Below are 19,837 nucleotides of genomic sequence, written 5' to 3'. Positions count from 1 at the left end.
ACGATCTTTCCACTGGTTTTTGGTCTCATGACTCGTTCATGAGGCCTCTCTCTAGTTCTCTAGCAATTTTTGGTCTTTTGGGCGCTTCATAAGACCGGTTCTTCCGATAAAAGAGCGGATTTGGTCTTTGGACAGCTTTATAAGACCAAGTTTACGCTCATTCCCCTGGTTTTTGGTCTTTTGAGCGATCCATAAGACCAGATTCACGTGTGAATCCCTAGCTTTTGGTCTTTTGGCGCCTTTATAAGACCTCTTTCTCTCGTTCTCTAGCAACTTTTGGTCTTTTGGGCGCTTCATAAGACCGATTCTTCCGATAAAAGAGCGGGATTTGGTCTTTGGACGGCTCTATAAGACCAAGTTTACGCCCATCCCCCTGGTTTTTGGTCTTTTGAGCGATCCATAAGACCAGAATCACGTGTGAACCCCTAGCTTTTGGTCTTTTGGCGCCTTTATAAGACCTCTTTCTCTCGTTCTCTAGCAATTTTTGGTCTTTTGAACGCTTCATAAGACCGATTCTCCCGATAAAAGAGCGGGATTTGGTCTTTGGACGGCTCTATAAGACCAAGTTTACGCCCATTCCCCTGGTTTTATTTTGACCCAGTCTTTTCTACAATATCGGAGGTTAGGTGGGGCCCTTGTTTGTAATACCCTTTATTGATGAAAATTGAAATAAAAATTGTTCCAAGAATAGCGGCGATGACAAATGACCCTAAGTTTAATCCAACTCCTACTAATAGGACATAGCCAATTGCACCAGTCATCAGAATATAATAGGATGCCGGGATAATCACTTTCCTAATAACATTTCCTTCTTTTCCAACTAAGCCCACTGCAGCTGAAGCCATGATTACATTATGAACACTAAACATGTTCCCCGCTGCTGCCCCAACACACTGAAGCGCCACAACCCAGGATGGCGTTAAATTCGAACTTAAGGCCATTTCTACTTGGAATTGGCTAAACATCAAGTTGCTAAATACATTACTTCCAGCAAGAAATGCTCCCATGGCGCCGATAACCGGTGCGATAAAAGCCCATGAATTTCCGGCGAAAAATGTTAAGCCGCTTGCTAGAGTAGAGGGAATACTTTCGAATCCTGCTGCACCGCCTCCACTTTGAAGAAACACCTGTACCATGGGAACCGCGAATATTAATGAAGCAGCCGCCGCGCCAATTGTCACAATGGATGACTTCAAAGCCTTTTTGTAGGTAGGCCAATCGATACCATGCAGCCAAATGGTAAGAATGGAAACGATTACAAAAACGGTGCCAGGTGATGCTAATAAATCAATACCTGTGCTAATATCGGTTCCAAAAAGATTAGTAAATACAATGGTTGTTTTTCCTAACCATGAGGAAACAGGCAAAAAGGATACGTTGCTGATAAATAACAAAGCGGCCATGATAATATAGGGCAGCCACGATTTAAAAGTGGAAAATGAAGCGATTTTTTCTTCTTCTACTTTCAACACGCCAATCCACTCTTTTTCCCAGTTGGATTTATCACCAAATTGCCACACCGTATCTTTCGGCATGAACCACCCTTTTTTCGCCGCTATTACTGCGGGTATAAGTCCTAACAGTCCACCGAATAAGGAAGGGAACTCAGGACCTAGGAACATCCCTGATAGAATGTAAGGTACAGATACGCACAATCCTCCGAAAATAGCAAATTTCCACGCCCCGAAGCCCTCTTTAAATGATTTGTTTTTTCCAAAAAAACCGCAAAGCAATACAACCATAAATAAAGGGACAAATATCCCTACCGCGCCATGAATGAGTGCTACTTTTTCTCCCATTTCCAAAAGAAATTGGTCCCAAGAGGAGACGTTGAGAAGAGAATTCATCCGTTCATCCCGGCCGCTTCCCAATCCATCACTTACCCCAATCCAAATAGGTGCTCCGGCCGCACCAAAGGATACAGCTGTACTCTGGAAAATCATAACCATCAAAGCAGCCGACATGGCAGGAAAGCCTAGAGCTACTAATATGGATCCAACCACTGCTCCTGTAGATCCATACCCAGCCGCACCTTCTAAAAAAGCACCGAAGACCCACAAGAGAATGATCACTTGAATTCTTCTGTCTTGTGTAACACCTGTAATACTTTTTCTAATTACACCCAATGCGCCACTCTCTTTCAATGTATTGAGCAAGAGTAATGCACCGAATACAATATACAAAATGCTAAACACAGTAGTGACCCCGTCCACACTAGCGGCAGAAATTTGATTAACAGGTATCTGCCAAACGAAAGTAGTTATAAGTAACACGGATATAAAGGCGAGCAACATGGAAGTTCTCGCTGTCCAGCGCAGAACCACTAGCAATAAAAACAATATCATGATTGGTATAACTCCAATAACACAAAGCAACCATAAATCCATGGTATTCCCCCCAAGTATGTGATAAAAAACTTCCTTACATCTGATTATTCAGTAAATTTAAGCGAAAGGGGCATGATTAACTGACTCAGGTTTGCGTTACACCAAGTCAGTTAACTCATGCCTTACATGAACATGAAATTCTTATAACCTTGAACGCTTATTTTTCCGGCAAAATAGAACTCTTGTCGGCTACTTCATCTTCCACAACGTGCTGAGTTTTTGTTCCGACAGGTTCCTCTAAAAACCATGCTCCCATACCAGAAACAGTTGGAACATCTTGAATGGTATATAAAATAGCATTTTCAGTGTCAGAGGTGTTGCAATGTTCGTGCTCAAGCCACGCTGGAGAGAAGAATACATCTCCTTTTTCCCATTCGATCTTCTCGCCATTGATGACACTATATCCTTCTCCCTCAAAGACGACAAAGATAGCAAAATTACTGTGTTTATGCGGATTATTATGTTCGCCCGGTTTCAATACCTGCACCAAAGCATTGATATTAGGCGAAACACCATAAGCGTCTCCCGTATCTTTATTGACAAGCGATACTGCGCCTCTGCCATCCCCCATAAAATCCGAAGAAAGAGAAAGATCTAAGTGTTTCATGATATCCTTCCCTTTCCAAATACAAGGGCTCACCGTCGGCTTTGTGCTTTTTTGAAGAAAATCTTTGTAATTCATAAAATCTGCTTTTGAATGACTCATTAATAATAGCCTCCTTGTTGTACACTAATGGTTAACAATGTACGCCATTAGTGTATTTGAGTGTAATTCTACATGGGACGCGTATAAAAATCAATAATTAATTAACAATTTCATGAATTCTATTTACGTGTTATCGCCCATTTATTGTTCTGTTCCTTGATAAACCTGATGAGATTTAGAGATATGTTATAATTCATTTACAGTTTTTCGCAATTCCTGCAGGGTGAGACAATAGGCCCCTGCCTAAGTAAGCGGTATTGTTTTTGAGATAATTGTCTTGTATGCTAATCTGAATCATAGTAATAAATAAAGTGATGGTGAGTAGTCTTGAAGGAGAGGGCTTTAAAAACGAAGGGGATCCAATCCCTTGAGCGTGCGGTGTATATTTTAGATGAAATAAAAAATAATCAGGGTCCCATAACACTTACAGAGCTTTCCCATAAAACATCCATGTCGAAAAGCAGCCTACAGAAATACCTTGTAAGTTTTATGAAGACGGATGTATTACTTTACGATGAATCGACAAGAACATACAATCTAGGTTCCAAATTGATCGATCTTGGCTTACATGCACTAAATAGAATGGATGTTATCTCTATCATTGACCCATTTTTAATAAAAATCAAAGAAGAACTGAATCAATCATCCATCCTTTCCTTATGGACAGAGCAAGGGCCAATGATTGTGAAGTATCAAGGCAGCGGAAGATCAATAAATGTAGAAATAGAAATAGGCTACCGTCCTCCCCTGCTCGTCAGCTCAGTCGGAAAATGCTTCGTTGCATTTTTACCGGAGCCTGTCACCAAACATTTAGTGGAAAAAGAGATCGCCACTTACAACTTAGACGAAACAGCGGTTATGAACGAGATAAATGAAGTGAGAGAAAAGGGGTTTGCGTCGAGGGATAGGCAGTTTGGTGATTTACCAGGAAACCATACAATCGCATGCCCAGTCTTTGATCACACAGGAAGAGCTGTGGCTGTAATAGGGTTAATAGGCTTTACTCACGATTTCAATACAGCACCAAACACGAAAGAAGTCATGAAGTTAAAAGAAATTTCAAAAAACATTTCCGAGCTACTGGCACACCAAATGTGACGGAAAGAATATATGGTTCAATGACTAAGATGGTGGCGTGATTTTACTCCACCATTTTTTTGTCAAAGATGTAAGGGACCTGCCAATTCCTGCCCTTAAAAAACATCAACTAGACTTATAAGACCGCTTTGTCTTGTTTTCTAGCATTTATTGGTCTTTTGAATGCTTCATAAGACCGGTTCTTCCGATAAAAGAGCGAGGTTTGGTCTTTTGACGTCTCCATAAGACCAAATGTACGACCTTTCCCCTCGGTTTTGGTCTTTTGGCAAGCTCATAAGACCACTTTGTCTTGTTTTCTAGCATTTATTGGTCTTTTGGGCGCTTCATAAGACCAGATGTACATGAAAATCTCTGACTTTTGGTCTTTTGGCGCCTTCCTAAGACCGCTTTGTCTCGTATTCTAGCGATTTTTGGTCTTTTGAACGCTTCATAAGACCGACTCTCCCGATAAAAGAGTGGGATTTGGTCTTTGGACGGCGCTATAAGACCAAGTTTACACCCGTCCCCCTGGTGTTTGGTCTTATGAACACGGCATGAGATCCGTTTTTCATGTAATCCGATGTTTTTTGATCCTTCTTCCTTTTCTTAGCTCCTCCGCCTGATCTTGACAGCCTTATGGAAAGGTGACTGATCGAGTGAGCATGCCGGGCGCACCACAAAAAAAAATCCTTTTCACAAGGATTTTGAGCCTGGTATTGCTTACATGGTTTCGTGATTTTCTATAGCTAAAAGGTCGTTCACTCTTCAGTTTGTTGCATTTGAGCTACGAAACGGAGTACCTCATCCTTGGATATCCCCAAATCTCGTGCTTGTTTTATTAATTCTATCCATTCTTTTTCCTCCACCGCCGTTTCACTTTTCCCCATCCCCATTAGTCCTTTCATTTTGGTTATCATGACTAACAAATCACTCCCCATACCATACAGAGTACAGGACGAAGTTTAAAATTAGGTAAAAATTTTAAACATTTTGAATAAATTTGTACCCAAAACCTCGTACGGTAACAATATACTGTGGCTTAGATGGATTTTTTTCGATTTTCTTTCTGAGACTGCTTACATGAACGGACACGACTTTCACATCGCTGTCGTTCTCGAGGCCCCAGATGGAATCATAAATATGCTCCACACTGAACACTTGATTGGGGTTTTGTGACAATAACAGCAGAACTTGCATTTCTTTGGCGTACAGGTGAATGTTCTGTCCCGCTCTGGTCACGGTATAACCAATGGTATCAATATGAAGGTCTCCAAATTGTAACGAACGGTTGGATGAGGCTGATTGTTGAACTTTGGTGACGTAGCTACGGCGGAGAAGTGCTTTCACTCTCGCGACCAATTCTCCAGGATCAAAGGGCTTCGTCAAATAGTCGTCAGCTCCACGCTCCAACCCGCATATTTTGTCATCCGCCTCTCGTTTGGCGCTTACACATAAGACAGGGGTGTTTTTATCCTCTTCTCTTAGTTTTTGACATACTTCAAAACCGTTCATTCCAGGAAGAAGAATATCTAAAATAACTAAATGCGGAGAGTGTTCTTCTACTAACTGCAAGGCCTCTATGCCGTTAGCCGATGTGATCACGTCATAGTCCTTTTGCAAATACAACGTAATCAACCTTTGAATGTCCTCATCGTCCTCCACAACAAGAATTGTTTTTCTAGTCATTTTTCCCCTCACACCTTTCTACTGTCAACCTCTCCTATAAAGAGGAAGGGTGAAAAAAAATGAACTTCCCATCCCTTTTATGCTTTCAACCCAAATGTGACCCCCGTGGTATTCAATAATTTCTTTGGAAATCGCAAGCCCTAATCCGACATTGCCCCCGCTTACCTGTCGGGACGAATCCTCGCGGAAAAAACGTTCAAACACAAAGGGCAAGGATGACGCTTCTATTCCCGTCCCCGTGTCATGGATCGCGATCACCATCTGTCTGTTTGTCTGTTTCAGCGTTAGAGAGGGAACAACAGCAGCAGTCGTCTCTTCCATGCGTTGGTTGGCTATGTCGCCTTGATTCTTCACGGTTTCCTCTGCTACTTCAATCGTAATCACGCCATTTTCATTGGTGTACCTGATCGCATTGAAAACTAAGTTGGTCATCACCTGCTTCATTCGATCCAGATCAACATACACGAATTCATTTCTTTCTGTCATATCTACATGATTTTCCAAATGAAAATGAATATGATGTAAGGTGACGTCCTCGTTAAAGCTTTGTAAAAAATCATGAATAAAATCATGTGTTGGCATATCGTTCCACTTAAATACTAATTGGCGCGTCTCCAAGTTTGATAGCTGATACAAGTCCTGAATTAAACGATCGATAAACAATATCTTTTCATACACGATCCTAAGATATTTTTCATTTGATGCATCAATGATGCCGTCCATCATTGCCTTGATGTAACCAAGTAATGAAGTCATTGGTGTCCCCAAGTCGTGGGAAATACTAGATAAAAGATCTCGGCGCGAGCTTTCCGTCTTTTGTAACTGTCGAGTCTGGATCGCTAATTCTTCTGTTCGCTCCTGAACACGTTGTTCGAGTTCCTGGCTAAGCAGCTCCAGCTCCCTATTCACTTCCAGGATGTCTTTCACTGCTTGTTGTAACGTAAGATGCGTATGCACTCTCGCAAGTAGTTCTTCTTTATGGAAAGGTTTGGTTAAGTAATCATTCGCGCCAGCTTGAAACGCTGTCACGATATCTCCGATTTGATTACGAGCGGTTACCATTAATATCGGAAGTTCTGTCAGGGAAAACCGTTCTCTCAGTCGTCGGCACACCTCATAACCGGACATGCCTGGCATCATGACATCCAGAATGACTAAGTCAAAAGAAGAGGATTCTTTTACTTTTTGTAATACGTCGTTGCTCTTTTGCACGGTAACGACTTCATAGCCTGCTAATAAAAGATGATTGGACAACACCTGAATATTGACTGGTTCATCATCTGCAAGTAAAATTCTCCCGTCTTTTTTGATGGTCGGCCTTTCTAACGGTATTAAAGCGTCTGTTAGATCCAACGCTTCCTCGTTCTTGGCTGCCGGAACAGAGAGTGATACCTCCCCTTCCTTTTCTGCCGAGATCGGCAAGCTGAACGAGACACGCGTTCCTGTTCCGAATTCAGAATCAATCGCAATGCTGCCTCCGTGTAGCTCTACTAGTTTTTTTGTAATAGTAAGACCTAACCCGGTTCCACTTTGCGATAAGGTAGGAGAGTGTATTCCTTGTTCAAACTCATTAAATACTCTGCTTTTTTCTTCCTCTGTCATGCCAATCCCTGTATCGGAAACAGTAATGGTTAGAATATTGTCGTTCTTTTCAGCTGTCACGGCAATCGTGCCGATTTCTGTGAATTTTATCGCATTGCCGATCAGATTATGCAAAATTTGCTGTAACCTTTTTTCGTCTGCTTGAACGAAAGGAAGTTGTTCCGGAATACGATTGCTAAGTTCGACTTTTTTACTTGTAAGTAACGGCTGTACAATGGATAGGACAACATCTGTCATGTTCTTCATACTGATGGGCTTTGTTTTGAGTTTCATTTCTTTATGCTTTAATTTCGAGTAATCAAGCAGGTCGTCTACTAAGTGAGCTAAATGACGGCCGCTGCTTATAAGAATAGATAGGTTTTTTTTCATGGTGTCATTTAACGGACCCGCGGCCCCGTCACGAAGCGATTCCGCAATCCCGATGATGCCGGTTAACGGGGTACGCAATTCATGGGAGGTATTGGCCAAAAACTCATCTTTCAATCGATCTGTTTTCTTTAACTGTTCTACTACTATTTCCTGGCTTTCTTTTATCTCTCTTTCTGCTCTCTCTTTTTCTTTCCGTAACGTAGTGATTTTATCTGCCAGCGCAAAGGAAAATAAAATAACTTCCAGAGCTGATCCCATTTGCGAGGCATATTTGGTAAAAAAAGTGATGGGGATCACACCTGCATCTGCCAAGGAAGATATTAGGACGCCGACTAAAAAAACAACCCATCCGACTAAAAAGTAGCGCGCCGGCTTATACCCACGTTTTAAACATAACCACGCAACGGTTAGGATGGCAAATACGAGTGTAATCGTTGATCCCATCACCACATTTAATGCGATATCATACCTCCAAAACAATACACCAATAAGGAGAACCTGCACCAAGATGGTCCAATTAAAAAAGCGGTCAAACCAGGGCACGTGCTGGCGTGTCATTAAGAAGCTTTTCGTAAACAATATGGCCATGATACTCGTTACCGCCATAAAAAATACGATAGCCCGGTTGTTCCACCACGGAGCTTCCGGCCATAAAAATTGATACGCCACTCCGTTTAACGTCATGTGTGTAAAAACGAGCGCTAAAATGAATAATACATACCATATGTAACTACGCATCCGTAAGGAAAAAAACAAAAACAAGTTATATAAAATCATGACAGCAGCAAGTCCAAAGTATAACCCTAACAACAAGTATTCGAGCATACTTTTTTCTGAGAAAGCTTCCTCCGTCCACAGTAGTATCGGAAGCTGCATGGATCCTTCACTATTAAACTGTGCATAATACGTATACATTTCTCCTTGCGGTATGGTAACTTCGTAGGTAATGTGGCGGTGATTTCTATCCCGGCGAGAAAACGGAAGCAAATCCCCTGCTACTTCCGAGACAACATGATTACCTTTTGGTTTATACAAGGTTATCTCATCATGAGGCGGGTATGGAATTTCAAGTACAAACTCCTCCCGCTCCGTACGGTTTTCAACTTGAAAACGAACCCAGTAAGTAGAGGTCGTATAACCAAAGTTTGGGGGATTCGCCTTGTTCCGTACGAATTGTTTCAAGACAGCAGCGGATTCCATGTCTGCGATCGTCCACTCTTTTTCTTGATCCTCAAGAATTTCCATTTGTTTCGTAAGGGAGTAGCGTTCCCTATCTTCATGAATTTCCACAACAGCCTCTGCCTTATTGACATGTATCAAATAAAAAAGGAATAACAGGGTCCACCCATACCACTTTCCTCTCATAGGGAGCCTCCTTAACGCCAGAACATGAAAGGTCTTTGATAGTAGTTATTCTTCTAAGGCTCCCGAATATCCTTTATATTTTGACTATTTTCGCAACAGTTGGTAGGCCCCATTGATGGTGTAAGGTGTTAATTTACCGTTTCTTATAGGAAACGCTTATAAACGCTCCCTTTTTAGCGGCTGTCCATACGTTGGAACCCGGGTAAATGAGCTCTCCCTTTTGATTTCGTTTTTGGAGCAGTTTCACTTTTTCTCTTATATAACCAAAGTTGCACAATCCTACGTATTTTTCATTGATATACAGCTTACAAACATCGGAATGCAAATAAACTAATTTGATCTCTCGTCCATAAAGGGACGTATAATAAATACCTCCTTGTAAACGTATCATCTTTTCTCTTCCTTTCTTGGCGGAAGAATAACCCCATCGAACATCGCACGCTCTGTTAGGAGTGGAACCAGGTTATCAAAGATGTGCGTATTGTTTTGATAAATGGAGTAGCCTCCAACATATTTTGCGTGTTTGCGAGTGTTGCGAAATGTTGTCATTTGGGCAAACAATTTTTTGGCTAGCTCTTCTTCCTCTTCTTCTAATGCATATAAAACCAGCCACCCATAAATAGCGGGGGATTCATACGCGACAATTGGCTTTTTACTAGTTCTGTTATATTGTCCGTATATGATTCCGTTTTGTCGCAGTTCCCTTTTTAAAAATTCTAAAAAATGTTCTGTTGCAAATCCTGCTCTAGCCCGGTACAACGCGACAAGAGCTTGATCTATCATATTAATGTCATTGTCAAACATATACTTGTTTCTCTTCACGTCGTAGGATTTGGGGTAGAAAACCTTGTCAATGGGTGCCAGCTGTAAAATGGTTCTCATGTTGTAATAAACGTTATCATCTATTAATCCCCGATCCTTCATCTTCTCTAAGGCGTTAGGTTCGATGTAAGATAACGTGATAACATCACTTGCATAGCGGTCTTTTTTTTCATAATAGTCCGTTAATACTCCTTGATTATTATTGTGGTGAGTAATATAACCTGCAATTAACGCTGCCGTCTCTTCGTATCGAGGACTCCCCCATTTCTCCCCTGCCTGCAGTAACGCATGAATAATCCGTAAGTCATCTACTAGAGCGTTGGTGGAGACTTCACTAGCGCCTTTTTCTGTTAACTTCCAATGAACAAAACCGTTCTCTTCTAAAAAGTAACGATGCAATTGCCGAACCGCGGTTTCAAAAGCCTCTTGATCTCCTTTTTGTAACACATACTCCATCCACAAGCCGAGAGTTTCTGACAAGGTTTCTCTTCCCTTTACCAGATCTATATCTTCCGGACCTTCATCTTTCAAATACGTCGCAAACGTTCCATTGTCATTTTGAAGCCATCTTTTAATAAAGCTCTCCGTCACAAAATTCTCCTTACTCGTTTCACACGCGTAATAAGTGAAAAGGAAGATGACACCTATGAACCCAGCAATTAGGATAACGTATATTTTTTTCACTTCCTTACTTCCTTTTCAGTAGGTTACTGACTTTTTTCAGGCAAAAGAAGGTCAACTGCAATCTTGTGTTGGATCGTTTCCTTGATCACACGGACGATTTGTTCGGATGAGGTTCCGTCTCCATAAGGATTTCGAACCTTTTCCATTTCTTTGTATAACGATGGGTGTTGAATCAGCCGATTGCATTCTTCAAAAATGATCTCTTCTGATGTTCCGACTAGGCGGAGCGTCCCGGCCCTCACTCCTTCTTGGCGTTCCGTCGTCTTCCGGGCAACAAGAACGGGCTTTCCTAACGCGGGAGCTTCTTCCTGAATACCCCCCGAGTCTGTGATGACGAGATAGGACTGTTTCATGACGTGCACAAAATCTTCATAATCTAACGGTTCCACGATGTGAAGGCGTTCGTTCATTTGTAACTCTTTCTTGACTTTTTCTCGGATCACGGGATTTTTATGCACAGGAAAGATTACGTGCACATCAGGATGAATATCTACTAAGCGATTCACCGCCCGATATACGTGCTTTAGTTCCTCAAAATTTTCTCGGCGATGGGTCGTTAACAATATCGTTTTGACGTAAGGATCGTCTAAGAACGGTAACTTTTCTTTCAACGGATTGGGTCTATCAGCAACTTCCAACAATGCATCAATCACCGTGTTTCCCACTACGAAAATATCTTCTTCCTTGATATTTTCCATTAACAAATTCATTCGATTTTGCTTCGTCGCCGCAAAATGGTAGGTGGCCAGGCGTCCTACTAGCTGACGATTTAGCTCTTCCGGAAACGGCGAATAGGGATCGTAGGTTCTCAGACCCGCTTCTATATGAGCGACTGGAACCTTTTGTAAAAAAGAGCTATACGCACCTGCAAAAGTTGTCGTTGTATCACCATGTACGAAAACGAGATCAGGACATTCTTTTTTTATAATAGAGGAAAGGCTTGAAATTATCCGGGTCGTTAATTCTTCTAATGTCTGGCCTTTTCTCATAATATCTAAATCATAATCAGGACGGATATCGAATAACTCTAGCACTTGGTCTAACATTTCGCGATGCTGGGCGGTGTTTACTACAAGACATTCCACGTGTTCCTCCTTTTTTAATGCATTTACGAGAGGGGACATCTTAATTCCCTCCGGACGCGTCCCAAAAATAGTCAATACTTTCATATCCTTCACCGTCCTTCTTTATAATTGCTCCGTTTAGGCGGAACGTTCTTTGTTATTTGTGTCCTTCTTATAGCGTTCCGTTTTGTACCATTTCACTTCCTGCTTATACAGAGTCCGTTTTATTTCTAAAAGCGCCGCATAGCCGACAAGGAACATCCACATTTGCGAATAGGTGAAATACATCAGCAAGATAATGAAGAAGTTTTTGACCGTAAATTGTTTCTTTTCCATACTTATCGCTAAGGCTACTTCGGTAACGAACAGCAGAAAACCGACAACCAGCAACACGTAGGAGACACTTCCAATCGTCAGCTCTAGATCTACAAACAGGTTCGTTACAAATACCAAGTGGGACAGCCATACGCCCCCAAAGAACAAAAAGTAAGTAAAGAAAAAGTAAAACAAGTCAAGAAACACTTTTTTATTGGTAAGCTGCTTCCAGCTAAATAAATATTTAAAAATGACGTACTGATTGCCTCGCGCCCACCTTGTGCGCTGCCGCCACCATACTTTCAGATTCTCCGGTTCTTGTTCCCACGTAATCGCTGCCGGGAAAAACCGAATATAGTACCCGAGATTATAGACCCGAAAACTGAGCTCTGTGTCTTCGGATAACGCTTTCTCATCCCAGCCTCCTAACTGATCAAGAATGGATCGACGGATCGCGAAATTTGTTCCGGGAATGGTCGTCATCTTAAACCAAAACCAGCGACCGGCTTGAGCCAGCCATTGAAAGGTAAGGGTTTCAATGTTAATCAAACGTGTGAGCAAATTTTTGTTTGCGTTGACTACACGGAATTTCCCGACGACAGCACCAGCTTTTTTGTCATGGATTAGCGCTTTTGCAAGCAATCGAATCGCATCTGGCTCTGGTGTGTTATCCGCATCATAGACCGCAATGATTTCGCCGGTTGCTTGTTTCAAGCCTTGATTTAAAGCGCCTGATTTACCTTTTCCAGCAAAAGGAGGTTTCGTATGCACCGCTTTGACAAACGTACAGGTGCTGGCAAAACGATCAATAATAGCACCGGTTTGGTCACTGGAATTGTCGTTAATCACGATAACTTCTAGTTTCTCTTTCGGGTAATGCAAACGAATCATCGACAATAGTGTGTCTTCTATGACGACCTCTTCGTTATGAGCTGGGATTAAAATACTGACTGTCGGCAAGTCTTGATCATCTTTGACTACTTTCTGTTGATACTTTTTATAGTTAATAGAATGTATATAGCCTCCCAACATAAGAAACGCATGATAAAACAACATGAGCCAAATTAGAAATAGCGATATATACAGTATTAGATCTCCCATGCTATCACCCTCCCACTTTCATTCTTCTTCTGTTGACCGCAATAGTGAAGACGGTGAAGGCTACTACTGCCGCACCTCCTGCAACAGCAAATCCCCATACAACACGTTGAACAAATTGTTTGATGTGATATAGCGGGAAATCAATGGAAGAAAAGAGTAGTTTCCCTCTATCTATTTCTGTCACTATCTCCCCCTCGTCTGTCGCAATGGTAATGTTATCCGTAGTCACCGTGATATCGCGCTGTTTTAAATCGATCCAGGAAAGGTTGGGTAATTTCTCCATTTCCGTCACCAACTCTTTTAATCCATCAACTCCTAAATACGGATGATAAAACGCGGCTACCATTCCTCCTTGCGTGAGTTGGTGTCGTTTGGCATTCTCTATCATCTTTTCAATAGGCTGGGAATCGCTCTTTTTAACAAAGCCCATCGTTTCCGGAAGCAGCTCCATTCCATGTAAAAAAGTCGGGGACGTAATGTACGGGGTGCTTCCCATCAACTCCCAATCGTCATCACTTAATTGCAATTGCCCCACGTACGTAGAAAAATACTGAGATACAATTTGATAACCGTGCTGGGACATCGTGTAATGCGGGGCTTCAAAAGCAAGTGGATACAAGCCATAATTCACCAGCTCCTCAATCCCGCGCTCTATTTTGCTTTCCGTGTATTCTCGTTCAAATCTCTTTAACCCATCCACGTATTCTTCATATAAAGTGACGCTGCTAAAATCTTCTTTTTCTTTCATTTCTAATGTTTGATCTGCACTCGTGTAGACGGGTCTGTTATTATCTACATCCCAAAACTCAAACCCTTCCCCTGTTTCACTGGTTCTATATTGGTGCGTATAGCCATGTAAAACGATGCTGGCTCCCTCTTTCTGCATCTCTTTCAATATCTTTAGTAACTTAGGGGTGTCTGAAAAGTGATGCTCCTCCCCCGTAACGGGATTGGTATAAACCGGGATAACCGCAATCATGTAAGGGATCTTCTTCTCCTTTAAGTAATCTGCGGTCGCTTGCAATTTGTCAGGATCCACCAAAGGATGAACGTCCTCCAGTCTCAGATAAGCAGGGTTTACATCTTCTTCTTCTTCTTGAGCGGGAAAGATGTCTTGGAGTCCTTCACCGAACATAATATCCTTGTCATTTAGTAAGTTATCGAATGCAAAATAATATTTCTTTTTCTGTCTTACCATCACAGGATGAATACAGTCTTCTTCGACCATTCTTCCTTCCAATAACACGTCCACCTCGTTATCTAACAGCTCGATTTCAATCGCTTCTTCCGGACCTACGTCCAGCGTCTTTTCACTACCGTCCATGAGCACAATTTCATTGATTCCCACTTCGTGTAGTGGATCCATAAATTGAAAGGCGTCCCCCAGGTACTCGGAATTATATCCGAGCGCTATAAAATACCCTGTATAGTCATCAAACAACGTGATAAATCTCTTCGGTAGTTTTTCCTCTATTTGCCCGAAATAAAAAACATGGGTGACTTGTTTGAGATCCTTCTTTCTTACGTTGTGACTATTAATAAACTCAATATTTTTCGTAAATCCCCCTATTAACATATCCAGTTTCCGCTGGTGTTCGTCCATCTCACCATCTTTGGATGAATAGATAACGAGAACACGAGTATCCTCCTCTTGTTTCGCTGCTAGAGTAAGGGTTACAGGAAATATGGAGCTGACCGCTAACACCAAGGCTAGAATTATGACCAATGCCCTCTTTGGCTGTCGATATCTTGTCATTGGGTAATCCCTTCTTTGCTCTTTTATTCTTTATAACGAACAAAACGATTAAAAAATCCCATGTTAGTCTCTTTTGTCTACTTCTGTCGGCATGTAACGCACATATTTTTTGCGTAAACAGAGTTTTTTTATCGTTTTTTCATAATAGCTGGATAAAAAAATCAATAGTAACACACCAGCCGATGATACAATTCCGTACTTACTTGCAAGCCAATGAACCACATCACCAGCAAAAGGGAGGTGAAATGCGTATATTCCTACCACCGCATCAAAAGTAACAATGTGAGCATCCTGGATTGGATTAGCGTCGCCCTTTGTATAAAAGCCTGTTTCGGCCATGCTGCTTACCCGGTGCGTAACAAGCGCACCGTTTTCCGCAGCAAACATAATGATGGATCCTGTTTTGATTACCCCTGTTTCTTTTAAAAACAACAAATCCCCTTTGGAAAAAGTCGGTTCCATACTTCCGGACAGCACCTTCACAACTTGAAATCCAAACATTTTCGGTAACCTTTCCGGGTGCTGGATATGGGATACGAAAAAGAACATGGCATATAAGAAAATAAAAAGCGAGAAGACAGGTAGCCAATTTTTAAGGTGCTTCATTGCCGTCTCCCGCTTTTCCTTGACTGGGTGCTGAACTTTCCTTGTTAGACTGCGCCTTTTGTTCTGTGCTTGGCTTTTTATCTGTATCTTGTTTTTTCTTCGGTTCCTCTTTTTTCTCTGGCTTCTGTGTGGAAGTGTTCTTATTCTTTTCTTGCTTTGCCTTTTCCGTACTATTAGCTGGAGCTGTATTTGTGCTCTCCTCTTTAGTATTCATGTTTTTATCTTTTTCTTGTTTCGTTTTTTCCGTACTCTTATCTTTCGTTGTATTTTCGCTCTCTTCTTTATTCGTGTTCGGATTGGTGTCCTGCGTTTCTTTTTCTACTTCTTTGCTATCGTCCTTTTTGTCTTTCGGCTCGTTTTTATCGCTTCCCTCATTCTTTTCTCTGTTCTCGTTGGTGTCAGCATTGTCACCCTCTTCACCTTGTTTCTCGTTATCCTCCCCGTCTTTCTCCGTATCGCTGTCCTCTCCTTCTGAATCTGTTTCACTGTCTTCCTCTTCATCAGGCGGAGGGTTATTTACAACCACTCGAGATTGATCAGAAAAAACCCCTTCAAAAGCTGTCACATCAAAAGAAAGCGACTGTCTGTGACAAAATGTTCCTTCTCGATCAGGTGCTTTAAATGTTCGGGAGGTGCTTTCGTGACCGGATAACGAGATATCACCATCTGTGTGTCCCACTACTTGGGCTGCGGTTTGAATGGTAATGTCGTTTACGTTCACATGTGTTTTGTTTCGAATATCAACGGTTATGTTACATCCATTTACTTTCGTCTTAATGTGAAGACCGTCCGCTGGAATATACGCCCTTACCTTTCCGACAGAACTTGCTGTGTCATCAATAAAGTAAGAGAAAGCCCCGAACCCGTTCAGCACGATACTGATAAGAAGGACACTGGTTACAAGGAGGGACATCCATCCTTTCAACTTCATACCTCCCATCTGCGTTTCTTAGGTAAGGCATACAAAACAGCCAAAAGCCGGCTGTTTTGTATGAAATATGTCAGCTTTTTACTGAGGTTGAGGGGTTTGCGTTTGGTTCTCGTATTCTGCACCGTCCACTGTTTGCTTCCCTTCAACGATCAGCTTTCCAGTAAGGTGAGATCCTTGGTATTCATTGCCGGCATCTTTATTTAGGTACACATCAAAACTAACATCAAAGCTGTCCCCAGCGCCTAACTCATGTATAAAACCATCATCACTCGGGAACCACGCTGGATCAATGAAATCTCTACTCAAAAATGCCGAAACGGGCTTCGTAATGCTTTCTTCCCAGTTCATGTCATTTCTTTTAAAATTCATCGTTACCATATACTCGTCAGTAAGTTGCGGCGCAAGGTTCCAGTCGGCATCACGGACTTCTACGTCTAGCCTCAGGCGCGGAACCATATCAAGTGATCCCGTATTTTGCACGTTGATCGTATCACCTTCCACGATCATTTCAGGATTTAAGGTTGGATCAATCGGCTGAATATTTTCATGGCTGAACACGCTGTACTCCGAAATATCGTTTAGTAATAAGGTTCCAGCATCCACTTGTCCTTCAGAAGAAGCCTGACTCGCTGTGAACCAAGAAAATGTTCCAAACCCTGCCCCCACTGCCAATACCCCAGCCATTGTTGTTGCAATAAGTACCTTTTTGGTTTTCTTCATTATTAAATCCCCCTTCATATTTGTTTCATTTGACCATCCTTGCCTGCATTCGTTTCCTACCAACGTTTACGAACTGTTATGCATAGACTGGGTCACCTCCCTCGTATAATAAATTCCCCGTAAGAAATGGTTGTTGTTTTTACATAGTAGAATGTTTTTTGTCCTTTACATCCGTTTCAGTTTTCCCGAGTTTTTCGTATACCGTAATACCTACTAGAGTGAACAGCGGTATCACAATAAAAATGACCATTCCCAGTGGACTTCCTAAAAACTGGGCGACGTATCCTCCTTTCGGAATTGTAAAGTCAACAACACCCATTACTTGGTCTGGCATCACTTGATAATCATCTGCCACATTATTGTTGTCTCCTTGCGTTTGAAACACGGTTTCTTCTTCTGTTACCTTTTCTATCACTCGGTGAGTAATAATCTGATCACGCTTATCTCTGTACGTAATAATGTCACCTTGTTCAATCGTCTCTGGGTCTACTTCCTTCGTTAACACCATGTCCCCAGCTGAAAAAGCTGGCTGCATACTGTTTGATAACACTGTTAACGGATGATAACCGAATATCGACGGAACTTGATCGGGGTTTGCTTTTTCTTGATAAATAAAAAACACACCGATTAGAAACAGGACAAACAACAAAACTAGGAAACTATTTAGTATAAAATGACCGAATCGCTTTACCAAGCCTCCACCCCGTCTCTTTTGTTCGTTTTAAAGAATATGAACACAGTATATATCGCACAAGATTATTTTCAAAACTCGAAAATAGTCTCTTTTTTCCATATATCGAACAATAGCTGTTCTTTATAACGTATATTCTCTTGTTTTCTCTCTTTTTCGTTTTTTTACATTAATTTTTTTTTTTATATAATGAACTATAATCTTGGTTACGTATTTGGAGTTAGGGAGGGAGGGGAACTATGCTCGGTGAAAAAATAAAAAGGTACCGGAGAAAAAAAGGGCTCTCCCTGAGTGAATTATCCAGAAGAGCTAACTTATCAAAGTCATATATCAGTGACATGGAAAGAGACATAAAGAAAAATCCATCCATTGACGTCTTAAAAAAAATAGCGGCCGTTTTAGATGTATCCATTGAGGAACTGATCATGGAAACTTCGCTAGGAAAGGGAAAACAGGCCGATCCATTGGACGAGGCTTGGAGGAAATTGGTAACGGAAGCGATTGCGTCCGGCCTTAGTAAAGAACAATTCAAAGAATTTAGTGAGTATATCAAGTATACAAAAGGGAGAGAGAAGCAGGATGAGTAGCAAGCCGAAGGGCACGGGTAAAAGAACACAACCGACATAAAAAAAACACTTCTTTTACGTATCACGACATAAAAAAAGTGTTCCATAATCCCTATTGATTTTTAGACCGCCATTTGTAAAACTCCAAAAACTCTTTAAACTGCTCTTTGGAAACACCCGAATTCATTGCTTCTTGTACAATCGCCAACCAATCATCATCTAATTCCTTATCATCGCTTTCCGCTTCCTCATTTATTAACACATCTATTGGGACATGTAAGACTTTCGATATTTTTTCAAGAAATTGAATCGAGGGGTTTATCTGTAAATTTCGTTCAATTGCACTTAAGTAGGACTTCGCAACATCAGCTCTTTCAGCAAGCTCCGTTAAGGACAGCTCTCTTTGCTTACGATACTCCTTTATACGGTCACCAATCATGAGAATACGATCTCCTTTATTCGATGTACTGTTTTTTTATGATTATAACATAGAACGAATGCATGGTAGAAAGAACAATTATTCTTTACATGAAAAAGTTTGCGCTAAAAAAGAAAAGCAATGTAGCACATTTGTATACGTATTCAACCCCATTTCTTTTGCTACTGAAACGAGTATGAAAACGCGGGACATTTGCACTACGAGCATGGACAACCTTGTTGCTTTTTGCGTTCCAATAAGATCTGTAAGTGGTCTTCTTGCTAGCTACAAAGAATCAGTTCTTTTGGCTTTGTTTTTATGTAGGTTGCCCCCTTTTTTACGAGGGAGCTGTCGTTTATTTGGTGTCGAGGAGTTCTCTGATTTGCTGTGTGGTGGCTTCGTTTTGTTTGCCTATCACGACTGTCAGGCCGGATATAGACGCTTGCAGGTCCTTCACGATTGGTTCAAGCCGGATGAGCAGGTAGGACGCAACAGCGATCGGGAACCCGACGTTCGATATGAGCGCGATCAGTTCTTCCAACGTTTTCACCCCCTTGTTAGAAAAGAAGGCAGCCGCGTGCGTTGGCTGCCTGTCTTTGTTCGACTTACGCTAACGGAATCGGCTCCACCGCACGGGAGACAATCCGCGCTCCTTCCTTCGTTTCCAACACACTAGCACTGCCGGAAAAAACGGAATGTGTAAGCATTTCATCCATCGCAGCAGATACTTCCTGCGAGGTCAAATTCTCTTTCGGTTCCGGTAGACGAATCGTGACAATTCGCTTCTCTTCATTTAAAAATCGCATTTCTAACGTTTTAGCTGGCATGGTTTTCCCCTCTTTTTATATATTTTGTTTTGTACTTAGTAACGGTTATCTGTCGCATAACAATTGGTCGCTTTCCCCACTTCTTGTATGCTCGAGCACCGTCCCAGCTTCCCCATCTTGCTTCGTCCATCGAGGCTCCTCTTG

The 19,837-nt window shown here is 41.7% G+C and carries 21 protein-coding genes; 2 read left to right on the top strand and 19 right to left on the bottom strand.

Features of this window, described 5'->3' with window-relative positions; genetic code table 11:
* Window positions 1-241: 241 nt before the first annotated feature.
* The 3 genes from LOR49_RS00235 to LOR49_RS00225 form a co-directional block, all read right to left on the bottom strand.
* Complete coding sequence (locus LOR49_RS00235) at window positions 242-505, bottom strand: hypothetical protein (protein ID WP_240373991.1); 264 nt, start codon at window positions 503-505, stop codon at window positions 242-244.
* A gap of 82 nt (window positions 506-587) precedes the next feature.
* On the bottom strand, window positions 588-2,387 hold the full coding sequence (locus tag LOR49_RS00230) for an L-lactate permease (RefSeq protein WP_240373990.1): 1,800 nt from the start codon (window positions 2,385-2,387) through the stop codon (window positions 588-590).
* A gap of 157 nt (window positions 2,388-2,544) precedes the next feature.
* Window positions 2,545-3,093, bottom strand: a complete 549-nt coding sequence (locus tag LOR49_RS00225; protein ID WP_240373989.1) for a cupin domain-containing protein — start codon at window positions 3,091-3,093, stop codon at window positions 2,545-2,547.
* Between the two features lie 327 nt (window positions 3,094-3,420).
* Between LOR49_RS00225 and LOR49_RS00220 the strand changes: the two genes are divergently transcribed.
* Window positions 3,421-4,191 (top strand): IclR family transcriptional regulator, encoded by a 771-nt coding sequence (locus LOR49_RS00220; protein ID WP_240373988.1) that lies wholly within the window; start codon window positions 3,421-3,423, stop codon window positions 4,189-4,191.
* Between the two features lie 737 nt (window positions 4,192-4,928).
* Here LOR49_RS00220 and LOR49_RS00215 read toward each other — a convergent pair.
* The 12 genes from LOR49_RS00215 to LOR49_RS00150 all read right to left on the bottom strand — a co-directional run bounded on the left by LOR49_RS00215 (window position 4,929) and on the right by LOR49_RS00150 (window position 17,885).
* Window positions 4,929-5,087: an anti-repressor SinI family protein gene (locus tag LOR49_RS00215; protein WP_240373987.1), complete on the bottom strand. Its 159-nt coding sequence runs from the start codon at window positions 5,085-5,087 to the stop codon at window positions 4,929-4,931.
* A 64-nt stretch (window positions 5,088-5,151) separates the two neighbouring features.
* On the bottom strand, window positions 5,152-5,856 hold the full coding sequence (locus LOR49_RS00210) for a response regulator transcription factor (RefSeq protein ID WP_240373986.1): 705 nt from the start codon (window positions 5,854-5,856) through the stop codon (window positions 5,152-5,154).
* Between the two features lie 24 nt (window positions 5,857-5,880).
* Window positions 5,881-9,192 (bottom strand): 7TM diverse intracellular signaling domain-containing protein, encoded by a 3,312-nt coding sequence (locus tag LOR49_RS17380; protein ID WP_275899431.1) that lies wholly within the window; start codon window positions 9,190-9,192, stop codon window positions 5,881-5,883.
* Window positions 9,193-9,325: 133 nt separating this feature from the next.
* Window positions 9,326-9,583: a hypothetical protein gene (locus tag LOR49_RS00190; protein ID WP_240373985.1), complete on the bottom strand. Its 258-nt coding sequence runs from the start codon at window positions 9,581-9,583 to the stop codon at window positions 9,326-9,328.
* Entirely contained in the window at window positions 9,580-10,698 is a 1,119-nt protein-coding gene (locus tag LOR49_RS00185) for a glycosyl hydrolase family 8 (protein WP_240373984.1), read from the bottom strand. Before LOR49_RS00185 ends, LOR49_RS00190 begins: the two co-directional genes overlap by 4 nt.
* Window positions 10,699-10,721: 23 nt before the next feature.
* Window positions 10,722-11,867 carry a non-hydrolyzing UDP-N-acetylglucosamine 2-epimerase gene (wecB, locus tag LOR49_RS00180; RefSeq protein WP_240373983.1) on the bottom strand — a complete coding sequence of 382 codons (1,146 nt, stop codon included), beginning with the start codon at window positions 11,865-11,867 and terminating at the stop codon, window positions 10,722-10,724.
* 33 nt (window positions 11,868-11,900) lie between these two features.
* Window positions 11,901-13,178 carry a glycosyltransferase family 2 protein gene (locus LOR49_RS00175; RefSeq protein WP_240373982.1) on the bottom strand — a complete coding sequence of 426 codons (1,278 nt, stop codon included), beginning with the start codon at window positions 13,176-13,178 and terminating at the stop codon, window positions 11,901-11,903.
* A 4-nt stretch (window positions 13,179-13,182) separates the two neighbouring features.
* Complete coding sequence (locus LOR49_RS00170) at window positions 13,183-14,934, bottom strand: polysaccharide deacetylase family protein (protein WP_240373981.1); 1,752 nt, start codon at window positions 14,932-14,934, stop codon at window positions 13,183-13,185.
* A gap of 63 nt (window positions 14,935-14,997) precedes the next feature.
* Window positions 14,998-15,540, bottom strand: coding sequence for a signal peptidase I (locus tag LOR49_RS00165; protein WP_240373980.1), 543 nt, complete (start codon window positions 15,538-15,540; stop codon window positions 14,998-15,000).
* Window positions 15,527-16,465, bottom strand: coding sequence for a hypothetical protein (locus LOR49_RS00160; protein WP_240373979.1), 939 nt, complete (start codon window positions 16,463-16,465; stop codon window positions 15,527-15,529). Before LOR49_RS00160 ends, LOR49_RS00165 begins: the two co-directional genes overlap by 14 nt.
* A gap of 84 nt (window positions 16,466-16,549) precedes the next feature.
* The gene (locus tag LOR49_RS00155; protein WP_240373978.1) at window positions 16,550-17,191 is read right to left on the bottom strand and encodes a TasA family protein; all 642 of its coding nucleotides are present in this window, start codon (window positions 17,189-17,191) and stop codon (window positions 16,550-16,552) included.
* Window positions 17,192-17,330: 139 nt separating this feature from the next.
* Window positions 17,331-17,885, bottom strand: coding sequence for a signal peptidase I (locus LOR49_RS00150; protein WP_240373977.1), 555 nt, complete (start codon window positions 17,883-17,885; stop codon window positions 17,331-17,333).
* Window positions 17,886-18,121: 236 nt separating this feature from the next.
* Here LOR49_RS00150 and LOR49_RS00145 point away from each other — a divergent pair, with 236 nt between their 5' ends.
* Window positions 18,122-18,469 carry a helix-turn-helix domain-containing protein gene (locus tag LOR49_RS00145; protein WP_240373976.1) on the top strand — a complete coding sequence of 116 codons (348 nt, stop codon included), beginning with the start codon at window positions 18,122-18,124 and terminating at the stop codon, window positions 18,467-18,469.
* 91 nt (window positions 18,470-18,560) lie between these two features.
* Here LOR49_RS00145 and LOR49_RS00140 read toward each other — a convergent pair whose 3' ends face one another.
* From LOR49_RS00140 to LOR49_RS00125, 4 genes are all read right to left on the bottom strand, one after another.
* Complete coding sequence (locus LOR49_RS00140; protein WP_240373975.1) at window positions 18,561-18,887, bottom strand: helix-turn-helix domain-containing protein; 327 nt, start codon at window positions 18,885-18,887, stop codon at window positions 18,561-18,563.
* A 334-nt stretch (window positions 18,888-19,221) separates the two neighbouring features.
* Window positions 19,222-19,407 (bottom strand): YvrJ family protein, encoded by a 186-nt coding sequence (locus LOR49_RS00135; protein WP_240373974.1) that lies wholly within the window; start codon window positions 19,405-19,407, stop codon window positions 19,222-19,224.
* A 64-nt stretch (window positions 19,408-19,471) separates the two neighbouring features.
* A complete protein-coding gene (locus LOR49_RS00130; RefSeq protein ID WP_240373973.1) occupies window positions 19,472-19,693 on the bottom strand; it encodes a DUF2922 domain-containing protein in 222 nt (73 codons plus the stop codon).
* Window positions 19,683-19,823, bottom strand: a complete 141-nt coding sequence (locus tag LOR49_RS00125; RefSeq protein ID WP_240373972.1) for a hypothetical protein — start codon at window positions 19,821-19,823, stop codon at window positions 19,683-19,685. Before LOR49_RS00125 ends, LOR49_RS00130 begins: the two co-directional genes overlap by 11 nt.
* Between the last annotated feature and the right edge of the window lie 14 nt (window positions 19,824-19,837).

It is taken from the genome of Bacillus piscicola, assembly GCF_022458745.1.
GTDB lineage: Bacteria > Bacillota > Bacilli > Bacillales > Marinococcaceae > Alteribacillus_A > Alteribacillus_A piscicola.
This window is presented reverse-complemented; position numbering and strand designations above follow the sequence as displayed.

Bases quoted from the DNA above. Each gene is read 5' to 3' on its own strand.
- LOR49_RS00125 (WP_240373972.1), bottom strand. From the start codon at position 19,823: ATGGACGAAGCAAGATGGGGAAGCTGGGACGGTGCTCGAGCATACAAG.
- LOR49_RS00140 (WP_240373975.1), bottom strand. From the start codon at position 18,887: ATGATTGGTGACCGTATAAAGGAGTATCGTAAGCAAAGAGAGCTGTCC.
- LOR49_RS00175 (WP_240373982.1), bottom strand. From the start codon at position 13,178: ATGGGAGATCTAATACTGTATATATCGCTATTTCTAATTTGGCTCATG.
- LOR49_RS00235 (WP_240373991.1), bottom strand. From the start codon at position 505: ATGAAGCGTTCAAAAGACCAAAAATTGCTAGAGAACGAGAGAAAGAGG.
- LOR49_RS00130 (WP_240373973.1), bottom strand. From the start codon at position 19,693: ATGCCAGCTAAAACGTTAGAAATGCGATTTTTAAATGAAGAGAAGCGA.
- LOR49_RS00145 (WP_240373976.1), top strand. From the start codon at position 18,122: ATGCTCGGTGAAAAAATAAAAAGGTACCGGAGAAAAAAAGGGCTCTCC.
- LOR49_RS00165 (WP_240373980.1), bottom strand. From the start codon at position 15,540: ATGAAGCACCTTAAAAATTGGCTACCTGTCTTCTCGCTTTTTATTTTC.
- LOR49_RS00230 (WP_240373990.1), bottom strand. From the start codon at position 2,387: ATGGATTTATGGTTGCTTTGTGTTATTGGAGTTATACCAATCATGATA.
- LOR49_RS00155 (WP_240373978.1), bottom strand. From the start codon at position 17,191: ATGAAGAAAACCAAAAAGGTACTTATTGCAACAACAATGGCTGGGGTA.
- LOR49_RS17380 (WP_275899431.1), bottom strand. From the start codon at position 9,192: ATGAGAGGAAAGTGGTATGGGTGGACCCTGTTATTCCTTTTTTATTTG.
- LOR49_RS00190 (WP_240373985.1), bottom strand. From the start codon at position 9,583: ATGATACGTTTACAAGGAGGTATTTATTATACGTCCCTTTATGGACGA.
- LOR49_RS00210 (WP_240373986.1), bottom strand. From the start codon at position 5,856: ATGACTAGAAAAACAATTCTTGTTGTGGAGGACGATGAGGACATTCAA.
- LOR49_RS00225 (WP_240373989.1), bottom strand. From the start codon at position 3,093: ATGAGTCATTCAAAAGCAGATTTTATGAATTACAAAGATTTTCTTCAA.
- wecB (WP_240373983.1), bottom strand. From the start codon at position 11,867: ATGAAAGTATTGACTATTTTTGGGACGCGTCCGGAGGGAATTAAGATG.
- LOR49_RS00215 (WP_240373987.1), bottom strand. From the start codon at position 5,087: ATGATAACCAAAATGAAAGGACTAATGGGGATGGGGAAAAGTGAAACG.
- LOR49_RS00170 (WP_240373981.1), bottom strand. From the start codon at position 14,934: ATGACAAGATATCGACAGCCAAAGAGGGCATTGGTCATAATTCTAGCC.